17 protein-coding genes are annotated in these 19,653 nt (G+C 58.7%); 2 read left to right on the plus strand and 15 right to left on the minus strand.

The features are described from left to right. Positions 1 to 21 precede the first annotated feature (21 nt). From V8G57_RS04225 to rpsP, 10 genes are all read right to left on the minus strand, one after another. Positions 22 to 1,812 carry an autotransporter assembly complex protein TamA gene (locus V8G57_RS04225; protein WP_425458220.1) on the minus strand — a complete coding sequence of 597 codons (1,791 nt, stop codon included), beginning with the start codon at positions 1,810 to 1,812 and terminating at the stop codon, positions 22 to 24. A 243-nt stretch (positions 1,813 to 2,055) separates the two neighbouring features. Further along, positions 2,056 to 3,447: a class II fumarate hydratase gene (gene fumC / locus V8G57_RS04230; protein WP_342828306.1), complete on the minus strand. Its 1,392-nt coding sequence runs from the start codon at positions 3,445 to 3,447 to the stop codon at positions 2,056 to 2,058. A gap of 70 nt (positions 3,448 to 3,517) precedes the next feature. Beyond that, a complete protein-coding gene (locus V8G57_RS04235; RefSeq protein ID WP_342828307.1) occupies positions 3,518 to 6,301 on the minus strand; it encodes a bifunctional diguanylate cyclase/phosphodiesterase in 2,784 nt (927 codons plus the stop codon). A gap of 193 nt (positions 6,302 to 6,494) precedes the next feature. After that, the gene (locus V8G57_RS04240) at positions 6,495 to 6,842 is read right to left on the minus strand and encodes a DUF3579 domain-containing protein (protein WP_092396191.1); all 348 of its coding nucleotides are present in this window, start codon (positions 6,840 to 6,842) and stop codon (positions 6,495 to 6,497) included. Positions 6,843 to 7,006: 164 nt separating this feature from the next. Continuing rightward, entirely contained in the window at positions 7,007 to 7,963 is a 957-nt protein-coding gene (locus V8G57_RS04245) for a CobD/CbiB family protein (protein ID WP_092396189.1), read from the minus strand. Positions 7,964 to 8,154: 191 nt separating this feature from the next. Further along, complete coding sequence (locus V8G57_RS04250) at positions 8,155 to 8,835, minus strand: CoA pyrophosphatase (protein ID WP_342828308.1); 681 nt, start codon at positions 8,833 to 8,835, stop codon at positions 8,155 to 8,157. Between the two features lie 223 nt (positions 8,836 to 9,058). Further along, positions 9,059 to 9,451: a 50S ribosomal protein L19 gene (gene rplS, locus V8G57_RS04255; protein WP_092396187.1), complete on the minus strand. Its 393-nt coding sequence runs from the start codon at positions 9,449 to 9,451 to the stop codon at positions 9,059 to 9,061. Between the two features lie 180 nt (positions 9,452 to 9,631). Continuing rightward, positions 9,632 to 10,381: a tRNA (guanosine(37)-N1)-methyltransferase TrmD gene (gene trmD, locus V8G57_RS04260; RefSeq protein WP_342828309.1), complete on the minus strand. Its 750-nt coding sequence runs from the start codon at positions 10,379 to 10,381 to the stop codon at positions 9,632 to 9,634. 68 nt (positions 10,382 to 10,449) lie between these two features. Beyond that, positions 10,450 to 11,031 (minus strand): ribosome maturation factor RimM, encoded by a 582-nt coding sequence (rimM, locus tag V8G57_RS04265; RefSeq protein WP_092396183.1) that lies wholly within the window; start codon positions 11,029 to 11,031, stop codon positions 10,450 to 10,452. A 29-nt stretch (positions 11,032 to 11,060) separates the two neighbouring features. Beyond that, positions 11,061 to 11,312 (minus strand): 30S ribosomal protein S16, encoded by a 252-nt coding sequence (gene rpsP / locus V8G57_RS04270; RefSeq protein ID WP_061534110.1) that lies wholly within the window; start codon positions 11,310 to 11,312, stop codon positions 11,061 to 11,063. 344 nt (positions 11,313 to 11,656) lie between these two features. On the opposite strand from rpsP, the gene V8G57_RS04275 reads away from it, so the two are divergent. Beyond that, complete coding sequence (locus V8G57_RS04275) at positions 11,657 to 12,076, plus strand: NINE protein (protein ID WP_342828314.1); 420 nt, start codon at positions 11,657 to 11,659, stop codon at positions 12,074 to 12,076. 79 nt (positions 12,077 to 12,155) lie between these two features. Here V8G57_RS04275 and V8G57_RS04280 read toward each other — a convergent pair whose 3' ends face one another. The 4 genes from V8G57_RS04280 to V8G57_RS04295 form a co-directional block, all read right to left on the minus strand. Then, the gene (locus tag V8G57_RS04280) at positions 12,156 to 13,946 is read right to left on the minus strand and encodes an acyl-CoA dehydrogenase (protein WP_342828316.1); all 1,791 of its coding nucleotides are present in this window, start codon (positions 13,944 to 13,946) and stop codon (positions 12,156 to 12,158) included. Positions 13,947 to 14,060: 114 nt separating this feature from the next. After that, positions 14,061 to 14,990 (minus strand): FAD-binding protein, encoded by a 930-nt coding sequence (locus tag V8G57_RS04285; RefSeq protein WP_144738707.1) that lies wholly within the window; start codon positions 14,988 to 14,990, stop codon positions 14,061 to 14,063. Between the two features lie 107 nt (positions 14,991 to 15,097). Beyond that, positions 15,098 to 15,850, minus strand: coding sequence for an electron transfer flavoprotein subunit beta/FixA family protein (locus V8G57_RS04290; RefSeq protein ID WP_092396175.1), 753 nt, complete (start codon positions 15,848 to 15,850; stop codon positions 15,098 to 15,100). A 326-nt stretch (positions 15,851 to 16,176) separates the two neighbouring features. Then, on the minus strand, positions 16,177 to 16,404 hold the full coding sequence (locus tag V8G57_RS04295) for a sulfurtransferase TusA family protein (protein WP_038491550.1): 228 nt from the start codon (positions 16,402 to 16,404) through the stop codon (positions 16,177 to 16,179). A 261-nt stretch (positions 16,405 to 16,665) separates the two neighbouring features. Between V8G57_RS04295 and V8G57_RS04300 the strand changes: the two genes are divergently transcribed. Beyond that, complete coding sequence (locus tag V8G57_RS04300) at positions 16,666 to 18,012, plus strand: tetratricopeptide repeat protein (protein ID WP_342828319.1); 1,347 nt, start codon at positions 16,666 to 16,668, stop codon at positions 18,010 to 18,012. Here V8G57_RS04300 and V8G57_RS04305 read toward each other — a convergent pair whose 3' ends face one another. Next, entirely contained in the window at positions 18,013 to 19,602 is a 1,590-nt protein-coding gene (locus V8G57_RS04305) for a rhomboid family intramembrane serine protease (protein ID WP_342828320.1), read from the minus strand. Positions 19,603 to 19,653 lie beyond the last annotated feature (51 nt).

A 19,653-nucleotide genomic window follows, 5' to 3' on the forward strand; every position in this document is an offset into this window, starting at 1 on the left:
GTTCAATCTTGAAAAGAAAAATCAGAAGGCGATGCCCAGCGAAATATGCGGCCGGAACTGCTTGGCCTGGACGCCGTAGGCAAGGTCGACATTCACCGTCCCGACCGGGCTGCGGTAACGCACGCCGAGACCGGTGCCGACCTTGGTAGCGCGGTCGGCCCAGCTGTCGGTGGCGGTGCCGATATCGTAAAACACGGCGCCGCCCCATTGCCGGGTCAGCCAGTGCTGGTATTCGGCGCTGCCGGTCACCATGTACTTGGTCGGATAGACGGTGCCGTTCTGCGCATTGCCGATACTGTCGTAACTATAGCCGCGCACCGATTCATTGCCGCCGGCGCGGAACAGCAAGGAGGCCGGCACCGCGGCGCTGGAACCGGCGGTAAACACGCCGCCCAGTTCGGTGCGCAGGATCACCACATCGCGTTTCGCTACCGGGAAATAATGCTTGTAGCGGCCATCGGCCCGGAAAAATGTCTGGTCGGTCAGCAAGCCCTTCACGGCAAACCCGGTCTGCACCGAAAAGATATGGCCGCTGCGCGGGAAAATGGAATCGTCGACGGCGCGCCTGACCCAGGCAAATCCAGGCACCAGGGCCTGGTGCTGGCCCGGCTGCACCACGGTATTCGGCGGCAAGGTCGCTCCATCGGTCTGCTGCAGGCGGTCGCGATAATAATCCAGGGTCAGCGCGGTATCGTAGTTTTCCAGCGAGCGGGCGCGCTTCAGGCCGATTTTCATGCTGCGCAAATCGACGCCCTGCAGGGTGGTCCGGTCGTACGAGCCGTTGATGCCGTTGACGAAGCTGCGCTTGTCCGGCGGCATCGACAGGTCCAGCGCACCGTATTGGCGGCGCTGTTCGATCTTGGTCTGGGCGTCGAACACCCAGGCTTTGCCGAACACATTGTAGTTGGTGTAGCGGCCTTGCACCTGGGCTCCGGTGTCAGAGGCGTAACCCAGCCCGGTGCGTATCCGCTGCGTCTGGAACTCGGTGACCTGGACATTCACCGGCGATTCCAGCGCTTGCGCAGGATCGTCATTGATGCTGACGATCACATTACCGAAATATGGCGTGTTCTGGATCTGGCGCTGCAGCAGCAGCAGGCGGTCGACGCTGTACTCCTCCCCTACCTGCAAGGGATTGACGTTCTCGATGATGCTGGCCGGGTAGCGCTTGGTGCCGGTGATGTGCAGCGCCCCCAGTGTGAACGCGGGGCCGCTGTCGTATTGCACGGACAATTCGGCGTCATTGTCTTCCGGCGTGATCCGCGCTTCCGAATGCGCGACCTTGGCCGCCGGATAGCGTTTCTTGAGCAGCACCTGCAAACCGTCATCCTTGGCCTTGGCCCAGTCTGCCTGGCGAAAAGGCTGGCCTGCGGGCAAGCCCCAGTTCTGCTGTATCTGGCGCACCCGCTCAGGCATCTCGGTGGCGGCACTGCCGATGACGCCGACAGTCGCAGCGGACACCATGGTGCGCTGCTGCGGATCGACCTTCAAACGGATGGTCTTGACCTCCCCCGGTTCCACCGTGACGCTGGTCTTGGGCGAAAAATAACCCTCGGTCGAGGTCAGCTGCGTAACCTGCTCATCGACCGTATCAACCAGGAACTTCAGCTGATCCTCGCTCAGGTCCTGGCGGTCCTTGTAGCGCGACAGGTCGAGGTGCTGGTCAAGCAAAGCCTTCAGATCGCCGGGAGCCTCGATCTCCACCCGATAGGCGGCGCCGGCGCCGGCCGCGCTCAGGGACAACAGGCCAAAAACCATGCCATACAGATAGGGCTTCAAGCAAGTGGCAGGCGCACGCAAGCACTTCATCATGCGCGGCAGCCCATGGCCGGCAACGGCAGCGGCGTGTCGGGTGTGATCAGCAAAACCAGTAAGCGCATAAGCAAGGGCAACAGTAGCGGAGGGTCATTTTAACAAATATTGTTTTTCTATTGCGAAAACGACATTATCCCTATGGCGTCATTGTATTGGATGCTCTGCACGTTTGGTGCGATGTAACATGATTTAACCTGCGGCTGCCGAAGACGGCCAACATCAGCCGCCCTGGCAAAACGCTTATTCCGGGTACGTCATTTTTGCCGGCTGCACCCATTCGGCAAACTCCTGCTCTGTCACATAACCCAGCGCCAGCGCCGCCTGCTTCAGCGTGCTGCCGTCGTGGTGCGCATGCTTGGCGATCTGTGCCGCGCGGTCATAACCGATGTGCGGCGCCAGCGCCGTCACCAGCATCAGCGAACGTTCCATCAGTTCGGCGATGCGGTCGCGGTTGGCGGCGATGCCGTCGGCGCAATGCTCTTCAAAACTGGCCATGCCGTCGGCCAGCAAACGCACGCTTTGCAGGAAATTATGGGCGATCAGGGGCTTGAATACATTCAGTTCGAAATTGCCGGAAGCGCCGCCGAAATTGATCGCCACGTCATTGCCGAACACCTGGCAGCACAGCATGGTCAGCGCTTCGCACTGGGTCGGGTTGACCTTGCCCGGCATGATCGAGCTGCCCGGCTCGTTCTCCGGGATGCTGATCTCGCCCAGGCCGGAACGCGGCCCTGACGCCAGCCAGCGCACATCGTTGGCGATTTTCATCAAGGCCGCGGCCAGGGTTTTCAAGGCGCCGTGGCCGGCAACCAGGGCGTCGTGCGCGGCCAGCGCGGCAAACTTGTTGTCGGCGGTACGGAACGGCAGGTTTTCAGTTTTCGCCAGCTGCGCCGCCACCCGGCTGCCGAAATCCTTGGGCGCGTTGAGTCCGGTGCCGACCGCGGTGCCGCCGGCCGCCAGGTCGCACAAAGGTTCCAGCGCGGCCTTGATGATTTTTTCCGCGAGATCCAGCTGCGCCACATAACCTGAGAACTCCTGGCCCAGCGTCAGCGGCGTCGCATCCTGCAGGTGGGTGCGCCCGATCTTGACGATGTCATCGAAATCCGCAGATTTCCTGTGCAGTGTTGCGCGCAGTTTTTGCAGCGACGGCAGCAGCTTGCCGACGATGGCGAGAGCGGCGGCGACATGCATCGCCGTCGGAAAGATATCGTTCGAGGACTGGCTCAGATTGACCGCATCGTTGGGATGCACCAGGCGCGCTTCGCCGCGCACGCCGCCCAGGATTTCCGAGGCGCGGTTGGCCAGCACCTCGTTCATGTTCATGTTGCTCTGGGTGCCGGAACCGGTCTGCCACACCGACAGTGGAAACTCGTCCGGATGCTGTCCCGCCACGACCTCTTGCGCCGCCTGGATGATGGCGGCAGCCTGGGTTTTCGGCAGCTTGCCGAGATCCAGGTTGACTTGCGCGCACGCTTGCTTGACCGCCGCCAGCGCCACGATCAGTTCGGGCGGCATGCGCTCGCTGGAGATATGGAAATGATGCAGGCTGCGCTGGGTCTGGGCGCCCCACAGCCGCTCGTCCGGGACTTCAATCTTGCCAAAGGTATCGCGTTCGGTTCTGCTGGTAGCCATTTCATCTCCATAAAAGTGACGACGCCCGACAGATCCGCAAAATCCGCAGCCAAAGGGCGCCAACAGAGTCCTATGGTAATACTTTTCCCTCGCGCAGGATGACTTCGATGTCATCCGCCGATACCGGTTCGCTGAAATAGAAACCTTGCATTTCATCGCAGCGATGGCGCTGCAGATAAGATAACTGCTCTTGCGTTTCGACGCCTTCGGCGATTACCTGCAGGCGCAGGTTATGAGCCAGGGAAATGATCGAGGCCACGATCGCCGCGTCGTCCTGGTCAACCGTGATGTCGCGCACAAAAGACTGGTCGATCTTCAGCGCGTCGATCGGGAAACTCTTGAGATAGGCCAGGCTCGAATAGCCGGTGCCGAAATCGTCGATCGACAGCTGCACGCCGATCGATTTCAAGTCATTCAGGATGCCGACGGCCAGTTCGACATCCGTCATCACCAGGCTTTCCGTCAGCTCGATTTCAAGGTAGTGCGGCGCCAGCCCGGTTTCTTCGAGCACCTTGGCGACCTGCTGCACCAGGTTTTGCTGGAAGAACTGGCGCGTCGACAGGTTCACCGACATCCGCAGGTAACCCAGCCCCATGCGCTGCCATGTCTTATTCTGTTCGCAGGCGGTATGCATCACCCAGGCGCCCATCTGCACGATCAGGCCGGTTTCTTCCGCCAGGTCGATGAAACGCGTCGGCGAAATCATGCCGAGCTGGGGATGCTTCCAGCGGATCAGCGCTTCCATGCCGACCATGCGGCCGGTGCGCAGATCCACCTGCGGCTGGTAGTAGAGCAGCAGTTCCTTGCGCTCCATCGCATTGCGCAGGTCGCCCTCGATGCGCAAGCGTTCCAGCGCGCGTTCATTCATCGCCGCGGTATAGAACTGGTAATTGTTGTTCCCCATTTCCTTGGCCCGGTACATGGCGATGTCGGCGTGCTTGAGCAGGCTTTCCGGGTCTTCGCCGTCATTCGGGTAGACCGCAACGCCGATGCTGCAGCTCAGGAAAAAATCGTAGCCTTCGATTTGCAAGGGACGCGCGATCGCATCCATCATGCCTTGGATCAGGCCCACGCTCAGCTCTTCCTCAAGGCGCTCCGGCAGGATCAGGACAAACTCATCGCTGCCCAGGCGCGCGATGGTGTCCGCCTCGCGCGTGAACGCCTTCAGGCGGCTGGCGACTTCCTTCAGCAGCTGGTCGCCGGCATTGTGGCCTAGCGTATCGTTGACGAATTTAAAGCGGTCGAGATCGACGAACAGCACCCACACCCGGTGGCCGTACAGCTCGCCGTAGACGATCGCCTGGCTCAGCCGGTCGCTCAGCACGTTGCGGTTGGCCAGCCCGGTCAAGGTATCGTGGCGGGCCTGGTGCTCCAGCTCGGCTTCGTAGCTCTTCATTTCCGTGATGTCGTACAGCGCCGTGACGAAATGGCTGACGCGCCCGGAACTGTCTTTCACCGGCGCCACATACAGTTCGTTCCAGAACAAGGTGCCGTCCTTGCGATAACTGCGGAACACGGCGTTCGCGCTGCGCTTTTCACGCAATGCGGCGCGGATTTCCTCCAGGCCGATCTGGTCGTGGTCGTCGCCATGCAGCATCTCCAGGTTGCGGCCGATCATCTCGCTGGCGGTGTAGCCGGTGATCCGCTCGAATGCCGGATTGACGTACTCCACCAGGTAGTCCGGTAATTTGGCGCTGGAAATGATGATCGCGTTGGCGCTCGACTCGATGGCGCGCTCGCGCAGCTGCAAGGCGTCTTCGGCGCGTTTGCGGGCGACGATGTCCTCTTTCATCATCTGCGTCGCCAGCCTGACCTGCTGGGTGCGGGCATCCACCAGCTGCTCGATCCGTTTGGAGCGGGTCGACAGGAAATACAGGTAGGTGGCGCCCATCCAGCTCAGCAGGCTGCCCAGTATCAGCACCAGGATCGATCCGGCGTTCTTCTTGGTGAATACGCGCGGCGGCGCCGACGCTTCTATATACCAGGACTTGCCGGCCAGCTCGAAAGTCTGCGACATGTCTTGCGGGGCGTCGTACAGCAGCCAGGCGGGCAGCCAGTCGCTGGCGTTGGACAGGGCAATCGGATTGCCCTGGCGATATACCAGAGTGCTCTCCTCCGGCTTGGCGCTGGCATATACCCGCAGGTAGAAATCTTCGCGGGCCTGCACGCCGTCGCGCGACAGGACACTGCTGACGAAAGCATCCGCCCGCAGTGCCGCGCTGGTATAGCCCATCAATGCAAGGCGACGCTGCTCGACGCTGTCCAGCGCTGCGCCGTGCCGATATACCGGCATCAGGATAATCAGCGCCAGCTTGCCGTCGCTGGTGGCGGAGCGCAATGCAAACAGATCGGTAGACGAGGGCAAGCCGGAGTCGCGCGCACGCTGCCCCGGTTCTGCCTGCAGCAAGCTGGGGGCGACATCGACGCCGAATACGTTTTCATTCCCTGTCATCGGCTCCACATAGTCGACCACCCGGTACTGGTCCCGGCCTATGCTCGGCGCCGGCTTGCCGTCGCTCAGCTGGCGAATCGCGAAATTGGGGAAATGCTTGCGCATTTCCGCTTCATAGGCGGGCCGCTGGGCGGCCGTCAGCACCCGCTGGAAAGTCAATGACTTGATAAAGGGAGAACGGCGCAGCATCGGCGCCGTGAAGGTATGGAACTGTTCACGGCTGACGTCGTCCACCGTGAGGAACAAGCGATTCACGGTTTCCAGCTCATGGACCAGGGAGTCCAGGCCATCCACCACGGCCTTCAGGTGGCCGCTGGCCAGGCGCCGGAATTCGGCGTCCATTTTTTCATATTCGAGGTGGCGTACCGAGACAAACAAGCCGAGCGTAATGGCCAGACCCAATATCAAACTGGATAAAGAGGCAATGGGTATGAAGATTGACGAGCCACGACGAAACATTTCTACTCCATTGCGAACAATAGGCGAAATATTACACGGTCTTCTTACTGGAGAACGTCGCGCGCCGATTTCTTTTTAGTGCCGGGAATCAACTAAAAGCTGTGTGGCAAGAACCCTCGCCGGCGCAGGCAAGAAATCAGGCAGGTTTTGGTGTTTCAGCATCCGGCAACAGGCAGGCATGCAGGATCTGCAGATCGTTGTCTTTCGCAAAATTGACCACAAAATGGTAAGCCAATGGCTCAATCTGCCGCAGGTCTTCATTGACGACGACCGAGCGCACGCCGTTCAGCAGCACCGGCCGCACATACGGCGAATATTGCAGGTGGGCGTTGCGGCCGCCCGATCCTTCCGGGCGAAAACAGGCCATGACGCCGCACAGGCGCTCAGCCCAGTCGCTGGGACGGAACTGCCTGCCATCGCTGGTAATACCTTGGATGAAAAATTCGCGGGCGGCGGCGTCAGGAGGTTGGATGGTATCAGCCATGCGTACAGCTCGTTTCTTCTATAACGCTTGCTACAGACATTTGCTTAACCTCTGATAGAAGCAAGCTACAATTTTCACGTTACTCATTTACGTAAGCGATTCTTACGTATTATATCTTATAGAAGACCAAGACACCATCTGGCGCAGTCGCCTGCCGGCCCTGCTTAGCCGAACCAGATCGCCGCCGACAACAGCAGCAACAGGAACATCCACAGCAACAGTGCGCGCCAGACCAGGCCCACCGTGCTTTGCAGCGCGCGCGGCGTCGGTACGTCGCCCGGCGGGCTTTCGCTTTCCATCGCGGTCGAATCAACCGTGGATGCATCGGCCGGCAGGATGGCAATCGCGGTTTCCAGCGGCGTGCCGAGCAATACCCCCATGGCGCCGCCGCCGGTGGACAAGATGATGCCGTCGGTTTCGTTTTTCCAGCGATCCGCAAAATTACGCCAGGCGTAGATCGCATCCTCAAAATTGCCGACGACCGCAAATGCCGCAGCCGTCATGCGCGCCGGAATCCAGTCAATCCAGTAAAACGCCTGGGCTGCAAAACGCCCGAAGGCTTCATTGCGCATGTGGTCCGGCTCGTTCCAGCCGCGCGCCAGGTATTCGGCGACGCGATACATGACGGCGCAAGCCGGGCCGACCGGCATGAGGAACCAGAAAAACACGCCGAATACATGGCGGTGGGTGGTGATCAGCGCTTTTTCCACCGCGATGCGGGAGATTTCGCTGACATCCATATCCGTGGTGTCGAGCTTGGTCCATTCAGCCAGCAGGGTGCGCGCGGTGGCGTCGTCGCCGGTGTTGAGCGCCAGCTGGATCGAGCTGAAATAATGGCTGTAGTGGCGGAAGCCGAGGGTCAGGTACACGATCAGGACGTTCCACAGCAGCGCGGCCCAGTGGCCGATGTGCGCGCACAGCCAGTAGACCAGCGCGGTCGGCACAGTCAGCGCCAGGATCACGCAGAACCATCCCAAACGGCCCTGGCGCGCTTGTCCCGCATTAAATGACGCTTCTATCTTGCCCGCAAATTGCTTGACCCATGCATACACGGGATTGTCCGCGCGCAGCGGCTTCAGTTGCTCGATCAACAATGCAAACAGAATAGAGAGAAATGTCATTAACCAGCCTTATAAGTAAAGCAATAGCACTGCAAGATCCCGTCTCATGACCGCTTCGTGGCGGCACGCCGGTCTTGCCATAACGTCCAAAATCGCAGTATCCCATACGATAACGCAGCACACACGCGGAATCAAACTTGTACTGAACTTGTTTTCCGTATTTTTTCTGCCTGCGGCGCCACACGATAAATCTAAGCGCGCAGAAAGTGAAACAAATTCCTTAGCATGGCAGCCGTCGCCCCCCAAATGAAGAAGCGCTCATAAGGCATTGCATAAAAAGTGCGGCGATAGCCGTCCGGCAGGTCAAAGCTGCGCAACTGATGATTCAAGCCATCCATCAGGAACGCCAGCGGGACTTCAAAAATTTCGGCTACCTCGTCAGGATCGGCGCGCAAGCTGACCGGCGGATTGACCAAGCACACCACCGGCGTGACGCGATAGCCGGTGCCGGTAAAATATTCCGGCAGGCTGCCGATTACCTCGACCTGGCTGCGCGCCAGGCCAATCTCTTCTTCCGCTTCGCGCAAAGCCGTTTCAACCGGCGAGGCATCGCTATCTTCCATCCGGCCGCCGGGGAAGCTGACCTGCCCTGCATGATCGGTGAGATGGGCTGCGCGCTGGGTAAACAACAAGGTCGGCTGCTGTTCGTGCATGACGATAGGAATCAGCACCGATGCCGGCGTTACCGGCTTGCCCTGCAGCTGCGTCATGCGCTGCAAAGTCTGGCTATCGATATGCTCCGGGCGCCAGTCCGGCTGCTGCGCGAACCGTTGCCGCAGCCATGCCGCGCTCATCCGTTCGGTTGCCAGCGCAGATTCGCCGGCAACCGCATCAACCGGCAGCATCAGGGGATCGAAAGTCAATTTAACCAAGAAAATTCCTCTAACAATCTAGCAATCTTTTGATACTTTACCGCGATGACCGCGAATGGCCTATCGTCGTCACAGTTAATAACAATTAGTGCAATTTTACTTTACAGCAACTAAAAATATGCGGCTCGGAACCAGCCTGCAGCAATCATGAAGCGCAAATGAAAAAAGGGCGCCTGACGGCGCCCCTTTTTTCATGCAATACCTATGCCTGCATGACAACGGCTTACTCTGCTGCTGGTGCAGCTTTTGCAGCGTTGCGACGTTGTGGCAGTTTTTCCTTGATACGTGCCGATTTACCGGAACGCTCACGCAGGTAGTACAGCTTGGCGCGACGGACATCGCCGCGACGCTTGACTTCGATCGAAGCGATCAGTGGCGAATACAGCTGGAATGTACGCTCAACGCCTTCGCCGGAAGAAATCTTGCGGACGATGAAGTTGGAGTTCAAACCACGGTTACGACGCGAAATCACGACGCCTTCGTAAGCCTGGGCGCGCTTGCGCGTACCTTCGACTACGTTGACGCTGACCACGACTGTATCGCCTGGTGCGAAATCAGGGATATTCTTGCCGAGGCGGGCAATTTCTTCTTGCTCAAGTTGTTGGATCAAGTCCATTTTTAGCTCCATATACCATCTTGCTGACGCCGTTTTGTGCAAGGCTTTTTGCCAGGCACTGCTCAGTAGAGGATGGGGTTGATACACAGGTGGCCGGCTGGCCTCCCCTAGTTACTGCTTGCTTACTGCTTGGTTGCTGCCTACTACAACGGACCGGGTGCTCGGTTATTGGCCAGGCACTCAATCCATATTCCGTAAAAACTTTTCATCGGCGGCGCTCAGCAAACCCGCTGCACGCATCTTCTGAATCAGGTCCGGCCGCTTTTTTGCCGTCGCCGACAACATCTGCTGGCGCCGCCATTTTTCAATTTCGGCATGATGGCCGCCCAACAGGACCGGCGGCACCGGCACGCCTTCATACTGTTCCGGCCGGGTGTAGTGCGGACAATCCAGCAAGCCATTGACAAAACTGTCTTCGACCGCCGAGGCGCCGTCATTCAACACGCCAGGCAATTGCCGGATCACCGCATCCATCAACGCCATCGCCGGCAATTCGCCGCCGGACAAAACGAAATCGCCAAGGCTGATCTCTTCATCCACGCACCGATCCAGCAAACGCTGGTCCACCGCTTCATAGCGCCCGCAGAGCAATACCAAACCGGGTTCGGTACGCAACTCCATGACGCGCTGATGGGTCAGCGGCTGGCCTTGCGGCGACAGGTAGACGACTCTCGGCGCCGGCAGGTCTTGCTGCAGCTGGCGCGCCTTGGCAGCTTCAATCGCCGCTTCCAGCGGTTTCGCCAGCATCACCATCCCGGGGCCGCCGCCATAAGGCCGGTCATCCACGGTACGGTGGTTGTCGGTGGTGAAATCACGCGGATTCCACAACGCCAGTTCACATTTTTTCTGCTCAAACGCACGCCGGGTAATACCCGATTGCGTCAATGCGGCAAACATCTCGGGAAACAGTGTGACGACATCAAATTGCATACCGCTCACCTTCTTGTTTCGCTTGCGATCTTGTTTGCTGCTTTGGCTGCCTGGTTCCAGCTCCGGATTTAATAATCCAGTCCCCAGTCAACCGTGATTTTCTTTGCTTGCTGATCTACCGTCTTGACGAACTGCTCGACAAACGGGATCAATAATTCCGGTGCGGCCTTGTCTTGATCCGCGGCTGCCGGCGCCGTGATCCGAAGAATCGGATGCGCGCCATTGTCCATCAGATCAGCAACCACGCCCAGATGCTCGCCTTGCAGATTCTCAACCACCAGGCCGATCAGGTCGACCCAATAGAATTCATCGTCGGCAAGCGCCGGGAAATGGCTGCGCGGGATATGCACCACACTGCCCTTCATGGCTTCGGCCGCATCGCGCCCTGCCACACCCATCAGGCGCGCCACAATGTCGCCACTGTGGTTTTTCGCCTGCATCATCTCGACATCGTGCAATTCCGGCGAATTCTGCCGGCCCAGCCACCATGTCTTGGCGTGCAACAGTGCATCTGCGTCCGCTGAATACGGTTTGATCCGCACCCAGCCATTAATACCGTAGGCGCCAGTAATGTAACCGACCACCACCAAATCTGAAGGTATTGCAGTTCCAGCTGGTGCCGTGGCCGACAAGTTTACTGACGCGCTCATCGGATGACCTGGCGATTCAAACTGCTTGATTAAGCAGTTTTCTTGGCAGCGTCGGCAACCAGACGTGCAACGGTCGGCGACAATTGCGCGCCAACACCTTGCCAATGCGTCAGGCGGTCCTGAGCAATGCGGAAAGTCTCTTCTGCACCGGAAGCTACCGGATTGTAGAAGCCGATACGCTCGATGAAGCGACCGTCACGGCGATTGCGCGAATCAGTAGCTACGATGTTGTAAAAAGGACGCTTCTTTGCGCCACCACGGGATAAACGAATAACGACCATAATGTTTCCAAAAAGTGTTCGAACACGGAAAAAGCCGCAAATTATAACGCAAAGTGAGCCGCTCCCGCAACCAAAGCAGGCCATGGGTGTGGTTTCACTACGTCAAACAGGTATTTGCAGGGCTCTAAAACGCTCCGCGACGCTATGCCGCGAGCGGGCCTGACTATCAAAGTGACATTCTATTGAAGCAGGCTGTACACTACGCCCTCAATCTGCTTTCCGACATGCATGCTGCACTTCGGAAACATCAGTGGCGATAGCCAAGCCCGTATATTAGCAATATTCCCACTTGATGCAAGGATTGCCTTCTTTTTTTACATGTTCCAGCCCCTTCCATCCCGCACATGACCCAACCCCACAAGAACAAGACTCTCGCCACTTTCACGGCTACCGTATTCGGCAGCATCGGCTTGCATCGCTTCTACCTGAGAGGAATCAAGGACGCCTGGGGCTGGCTGCACCTTGCCACTTTGCCAATTTCCCTGCTGGCTTACATGTCGTGGGGACAAAACCAGCAAACGGCATTCCTGTTCGGGCCGCTGATCATCTCGGGCCTGATTGCCTGTATCGAATCGCTGGTCATTGGACTGACCCCGGATGAAAAATGGGATGCCCAATATAACCCGGACTCCGGCCGCAAATCGGACTCCAGCTGGTTTGTGGTGCTGCTGGTGGTGCTGACCCTGGGTTGCGGCGCAATTGCCTTGATCGGCGCCATTGCCCGTACTTTCGACCTGCTGTTCACCGGCGGCGCCTACGGCTGAATCCGTGGCGCGCATCGAAAAAAAAAAGCAGCCTTCAATTCCGGCTGCTTTTTTACATCGGCATACATCGGCAAAAAAATCAGAACTGATCTTCCGTCAACGCCATCACCCCGCTGCTGCCTTCGACTATCGAGATGCGGTAAGCGTCGGCCTGGGACAGGATATGCTCGGCAAAGAAACGCGCCGTACCGATCTTGGCTTGGTAGAAATTGCTGTCGCCCGTCGCCGATTGCAGTTTTTGCGTTGCCACCAGCGCCGCTCGTCCGAGCTGCCAGCCGCCCAGCACGATGCCGGCCAGCTTCAGGTACGGCACGCTGCCGGCAAACACGCCCTTGATATCGCTCTTCAGGTTGTCGACCACGTAGGCGACCACCTGCTCCAGGGCATCGGCGCCGCTGGCCAGCTGCTTGCCGATGGCGACCAGGTCAGCCGCACCGCTGCCCGCCAGCTCGGCTTGCGTAGCACGCACCTGGGCGATGATGGCCTTGGCAACCGCACCGCCGTCGCGCGCAGTCTTGCGGCCGACCAGGTCGTTGGCCTGGATCGCCGTGGTGCCTTCGTAAATCGTCAGGATGCGCGCATCGCGATAGAACTGCGCAGCGCCGGTTTCCTCGATGAAACCCATGCCGCCGTGGATCTGCACGCCGGTCGAGGCGACATCGATCGAAATCTCGGTCGACCAGCCTTTGACCACAGGCACCATGTATTCATAAAACGCCTGGTTGGCCTTGCGCGTCTCAGCGTCGCCATGATGATGGGCCGCATCGTGGGCCGCCGCGGTGACATAAGCCAGCGCACGCGCGGCCTCGGTCTGTGAACGCATGCTCATCAGCATGCGGCGCACATCGGGCTGGTGGATGATGGTCACGGCGCCGGCAGAGCCTGCCAGGTCGCGCGATTGCACGCGATCCTTGGCATAGGCCAGCGCTTTCTGGTAAGCGCGCTCAGCCACGCTGATGCCTTGCAAGCCGACCGCAAAACGCGCAGCGTTCATCATGATGAACATGTATTCGAGGCCGCGATTCTCTTCCCCCACCAGGGTGCCGACAGCACCGCCGTTATCGCCGAACTGCAACACCGCGGTCGGGCTGGCCTTGATGCCCAGCTTGTGTTCCAGCGAAACGCAATGAACATCGTTGCGCGCGCCCGGCGTACCGTCTGCGTTGACCATGAATTTCGGCACGATGAACAGTGAAATGCCCTTCACTCCTTCCGGCGCATTCGGCGTACGCGCCAGCACCAGGTGCACGATGTTTTCAGCCATATCGTGTTCACCGTACGTGATGAAAATCTTGGTGCCGGAAACCTTGTAAGTGCCGTCGCCCTGCGGCACCGCACGGGTGCGCACCAGCGCCAGGTCGGAACCGGCTTGCGGCTCGGTCAGGTTCATGGTGCCGGTCCATTTTCCCGATACCAGGTTCTCCAGGTAAATCCGCTTTTGCTCATCGCTGCCCGCAGTCAGCAAGGCTTCGATGGCGCCGTCGCTCAACAGCGGGCACAGCGCGAATGACAGGTTGGCTGCATTCAGCATCTCTATGCAAGGCGTCGCCACCAGCTTGGGCAAACCCTGGCCGCCGAATTCGACCGGATGCTGCACGCCTTGCCAGCCGGCTTCGGCAAATGCCTTGAATGCTTCCTTGAAACCCTTGCTGGTAGTGACTTCGCCGTCATGCCAATAGCTCGGCTCCTGGTCGCCGCTACGGTTCAAAGGCGCCACCACCTCGCTGCAAAACTTGGCGTTCTCCTGCAATACGGCTTCCACGGTTTCCGGCGTCGCGTCTTCGCAACCCGGCAGCGTGCTGACCTGCTCCAGGCCGGCCAGTTCGTTCAGCACGAACAGCATGTCTTTCAACGGCGCTACATAACTCATGAGCTACTCCTAAAAATTCGGGTGGCATCGCCAGGCCTGACTCTGCCAGCACCTGCAATACCACCCGTATGCGTTCCATTGACAAGTGGGCGCCATGCAGCGCCCGCCGGCGGCTTAGCCCAGTTCGGCCACCAGTTGCGGCACGATCTCGAACAGGTCGCCGACAATGCCGTAATCCGCCACCGAGAAAATCGGCGCTTCTTCGTCTTTGTTGATAGCGACGATCACCTTGGAATCCTTCATCCCGGCCAGATGCTGGATCGCGCCGGAAATGCCGACTGCGATATACAGCTGCGGCGCCACGATCTTGCCGGTTTGCCCGACCTGCCAGTCGTTCGGCACGAAACCGGCGTCGACCGCCGCGCGCGAAGCGCCCATGGCAGCGCCGAGCTTGTCAGCCAGCGGTTCCAGGATCTTGAAATTTTCAGCGGAACCCATGCCGCGGCCGCCGGATACGATGATCTTGGCTGCAGTCAGCTCAGGACGATCCGACTTGGCCAGTTCGCGCGAGACAAATGCCGATTTGCCGAAGTCGGCAGCCGCCGTGACATTCTCAACGGCAGCAGAACCGCCGCCGGCAGCAGCGTCAAAGCCGGTGGTGCGGACGGTGATGACTTTGGTGGCGTCGCTCGATTGCACGGTAGCGATGGCGTTGCCGGCGTAGATAGGACGCTCGAAGGTGTCGGGGCTGTCGACCTTGGTGATTTCGGAGATCTGGCCGACGTCCAGCTTGGCGGCGACGCGCGGCAAGATGTTTTTACCGTAGGCGGTAGCCGGCGCCAGGATATGGCTGTAGCCGGCGGCCAGGGCCAATACCTGTTCGGCGACGTTCTCGGCGAGGCCGTCAGCGAAATAAGCGGCGTCCGCCACTAATACTTTGCTGACGCCAGCCAGCTGGGCCGCGGCCTGGGCTGCCGCGCCGCAGTTGCTGCCTGCGACCAGCACGTGGACTTCGCCGCCGCATTGGCTGGCGGCGGTGACGGTGTTGAGGGTACTGCCTTTTAATGAGGCATTATCGTGTTCAGCGATGACTAGGGCTGTCATGTGGGCTCCTGATTTATATGTGGCTCGCCTGCATCGTGCTGGCACTGATGCGGCGTTACGCCTGGTTCTTGAATAGTGGTTTGGAAATTCGCCGGCTCTGCAATCGCTTACAGGACCTTGGCTTCGTTCTTCAGCTTGGCGACCAGGGTCGCTACGTCAGGCACCTTGATGCCGGCGCTGCGCTTGGCCGGCTCCACTACTTTCAGCGTCTTCAGGCGCGGTGCGGCATCCACGCCCAGGTCGGCCGGCTTGAACACGTCCAGCGTTTTCTTCTTGGCTTTCATGATGTTCGGCAGCGTCACGTAACGCGGCTCATTCAGGCGCAAATCGGTTGTGATGATGGCCGGCAGCGTCAGGGCGATGGTTTCCAGTCCGCCGTCGACTTCGCGCGTGACCGTGACCTTGCCGTCTTCCAGCACGACCTTGGAAGCAAAGGTCGCTTGCGGCCAGCCCAGCAGCGCAGCCAGCATCTGGCCGGTCTGGTTGCAATCGTCATCGATCGCCTGCTTGCCGAGGATGATCAGCTGCGGCTGTTCCTTGTCAGCCACCGCCTTCAACAATTTGGCTACCGCCAGCGGTTGCAGGTCGGTATCGGCGGTATCGACCAGGATGCCGCGGTCGGCGCCGATCGCCATTGCCGTGCGCAGCGTTTCCTGGCATTGCGTCACGCCGCAGGAAATGGCGATCACTTCCGTCACTTTGCCGCCTTCTTTCAGGCGCGTGGCTTCCTCCACCGCGATTTCGTCAAACGGATTCATCGACATCTTGACGTTAGCAATATCTACGCCGCTGCCGTCCGACTTGACTCGCACCTTGACGTTGTAGTCGACGACACGCTTGACTGGTACTAATACTTTCATCGTTATGCCTTTTATTGAAAATAGAAAAATCTGAATTGACGTTAACGTAAATCTTAATTGGGAATTATAAGAGAGAATTCGATCCGACGCTGAAATTTAGCACGATCGTTCTATTAAATCTTAGAGCAAATCGACTAATCGCGCCAGCCTCTTGTAAAACGAGACAGGTTCAGCGCGGTTTGGTGCATTGGGAATGTGATGTGCCTGCCTTGGACAAGGTGGCGGGAAACAAGCAAAAATCGAGGACGGCACGACCAGCAGGACGCTGGTTGCAGCATTTATTGATGGGCAAGGACTTACTGTAGAACGACAGTCAACTTACGTTCTTATTTACGCTTCATGAAGAAAATGAACTCTCTATTTTCTTCGCTTTGCTCCAGCAAATCATTACCGGTCTGCTTCGCGAATGCCTGGAAATCGCGCACCGAACCAGAGTCAGTCGCCAACACACGCAGCACTTCGCCACTCAGCATGTCCGCCAATGCCTTCTTGGTTTTCAAAATCGGCAGTGGGCAGTGCAAACCGCGTGCATCGAGTTCTTTATTAAATTCCATAACCACTTCGTAATGTAAAAATTTTTAACATTTGCTGCTATTTGACGATTCTACTCCAAACGCAGGACCCTTTGACGCATCGCAACAATCCATCAATCATTTTTACAACAGCGGTGCCATAAATAAATATGTCTTTAATGCAATTTAAATTTCGATTCACATGCTAACATTCATTTTTTTTGACGTAACAAAATGTAACGAATAGACACCAGCGACAATGCCGCTCAAAGGCAGCTCTGCGCATCATTCCGGGGAACCAGCATGCAGGACAGTCTTAGCCAAAATCCTTACAACAACATTACGCCGTTCTGGCAGCGCTTGCCTCTTTTTTTCCTGTATCCGCTGCAGCAACAGCTGGTCTGGCGTCCTGTCGTATATGCCTTGATCGGCAGCGGCCTGTGGCTGCTGGGCCGCAGCGGCGACGACGGCTTCTCGCCGGTCATCCTGATTATCGCGGTGCTGGTCGGGTTGGGCTTGTCGATTGACCTGATGCGCCAGGCGTTCCGGATCCTGGAGCAAACCTCGCTCGGCAATTTGCGCTACGCCGATTTCGACGAACCGGACGACATGCACAAGATGTCGCCCTACAAGCTCTATTTCGTGATGCTGGCGCAAGCGATTCTTGTCGGCATCATGGCCGACCTCCATCCTTTCCTCGGGCTGCTCGGAAGCGCCTTGGCCAACCTGATGCTGCCGGCCTGCATCATGGTGCTGGGACATACCCACAGCTTTACCGACGCCATCAATCCATTCAACGTATTCAAGATGATCAAGGCATGCGGCTGGCCCTACCTGGCGCTGTGGGCCTTCGGCTTCATATTGAGCCAGTGCGCGCCGATTACCATTGCGCTATTCCTTGGGAAATTGCCGATCACCATGATGATCGGCCTGGGTATTTTCGTCTGCGCTTATTTCACGCTGGTCGGTTTCAACCTGATGGGCTACACGATGTACCAGTACCACCAGCAGATCGGCTATGCGCCTGACCGCAATTTTGAAATCAATGCGCTTGCCAGCAGCCGCCAGCACCGGCCCTTGAGCGACGACGAGATCCTGGCGCAACAGATCGGCGCGTTGATCCGCGATGGCGACATCGACCTGGCCATCGAAATGGTGTGGGAAGAGCTGCGTTACGACCAAACCAACGCACAATTATCGAGCCATTACGCCAAGCTGCTGATGCTCAAGGGCGACAAGGGCAAGCAGCTGGAATATGCGCCACGCCATCTGTTTACACTGGCCCGCTCGGGCAAGGCCGGCGGCATCGGCGATACCTGGCGCCAGGCGCGCCAGCTCAATCCCGAATTCAAGATCGACAATCCCGATCACGTGCTGGAAATCGCGGCGGCTGCCGCTTCCGTGCGCGAATACCAGATTGCGCTGGAGATCGTGTCGGGCTTCCACAAACGCGCCGCCCGCCATAAAGATGTGCCTGCCGTGCTGGTCCTGGCCGGCAAGCTGCTGTCCGATCACCTGCGCCAGGATGCCCGCGCCTTGTCGCTGTTCAATCACGTGATCGCACAATGGCCGGCCAATCCGGCGGCCGACGAAGCGCAGCGGTACAAGAATGTGATCGAACGCTTGGGACAGGGCTCCGCGCAGGCCTGATCAGTACCGGTTGCCCGGGCTGGTCGCCAGCCGGCTTGCTTCGCTCAAGGGAAACTGCTGCTGCAGCATTTTCTGGTAATGCTGCGCCTTCTCATGCATGCCGGCTGCCATGAACCCGCGGGCCACGAACTGCACCAGCTGCGGCAATTGCTGATGCTGGCGTGCGGTCACCATCAATATCTGCAGGATCGCTGCCGCGGTTTGCGGCTGGCCGTTCAAGGCGAACCGCTTGGCCGCCGCCAGCGACTGCTCGCTGCTCAGCTGCGGCCGCGGTTCGGCCCGCGCAACATAATCCAGGTAGACCTGGTGGATCTTGTCCTCGGCCAGGCTGCCCTTCGGCAAGCGCAACAGCATCTCGGCGGTCTTGTGGAAAACCGGCGCGGCCGGCACTTGTTTCGACAGATTGAACAATTGCAGCAGCCAGTCCGGCTGCGGCGTCTTTTGCTGCGCCAGGGTACGCCTCACCAGGCTGCTGAAATCACGCCGGGCGCGCTCGAAATCCAGCCGGCTCAAGGCCGAATAGGCGCTCTGCTGCAAGCTGAGCAACTGCTTGTCATCGTCGGCGGGAGCGATGTAAGTAGCGTGCGCCTGCTCCAGCTTGCGCCGCGCCAGCAAACGATAAACCAGGGCCAGCAGGGCGCCGCCCAGCAAGCCGCCGATATGGGCGTAGTAATTTGTGTTGGAGGGCGCGCCAAACCACAGGTCGAAGGCTTCCTTGCCGACCCAGATCGGCAGCATGATCAGTGCCGGAGCCTTGAAAAAATCGAAGTAAAAAACAAACCAGTAAAAAAAACGTATCTTGCGTAAACCATACAGCACGGTGTACATCCCCATGACGCCGGAAATGGCGCCCGACGCGCCCAGCGACAAGATCATGCTGTCGCCTCGGAACACCAGGTAAAACGCTGCCGACAGCAAACCCGACAAAAGATAAAACAGCAGGTACCAGCCGCCGCCCAGCAAGATCTCGACCGCATAACCAACCATCGCCAGGAACACCATATTGCCCAGCACGTGCTCGACGCTGGCGTGCAGGAACATGTGGGTCAGCAAGGTGATCGGGCGTTCGAACGCCTGCGCCGGAATCAATGAATAGCGCTCGGTAAAACTGCGCTTGCGGGTCGACACGTAGTGATCCCGCTGTTCCTTCCATTCGGCCAGGTCGTCAGCGGCTATGGTGCCCAGCACAGCGGGTTTCGCTTGCTGCATCAAGGCAGCAAAACGGAGATCGGCATCGAGCACATACCAGCTCTCGATCAGCGGTTCGTAATATTCCAGGGAAGCGGTCTTGCCGTCGCGCGCCACGGCCAGGTCGGCCCGTGCCCGCAACCGCTGCCAGAGTTCGAGCCCCTTGCGCATGGCTGCAGCGGCTTCGGGTTTGTTGTCGCTTTCCAGGTAACGCGCATAGGCGGGAAATTCGAATTCCGGCAGGCGCGATTCGACCAGGTAATAGTGCGCCGCAGGCTCCATCTGGCTGCGCTCATGCCACTGGATGCCGAAATAGATCAGCAAGTTGATCAGCACCAGCAAGATAGTGACCAGCGGCGGACGCTTCCAGTCTGGCTTACGGTCTACCGGGATAATCAGCATGGCGGGTCAAGGACGGGCGGGAATTTTAATCATGCAATTTTACCCAGTCAT

The organism is Collimonas rhizosphaerae (assembly GCF_038896935.1).
Classification (GTDB): domain Bacteria; phylum Pseudomonadota; class Gammaproteobacteria; order Burkholderiales; family Burkholderiaceae_D; genus Collimonas; species Collimonas rhizosphaerae.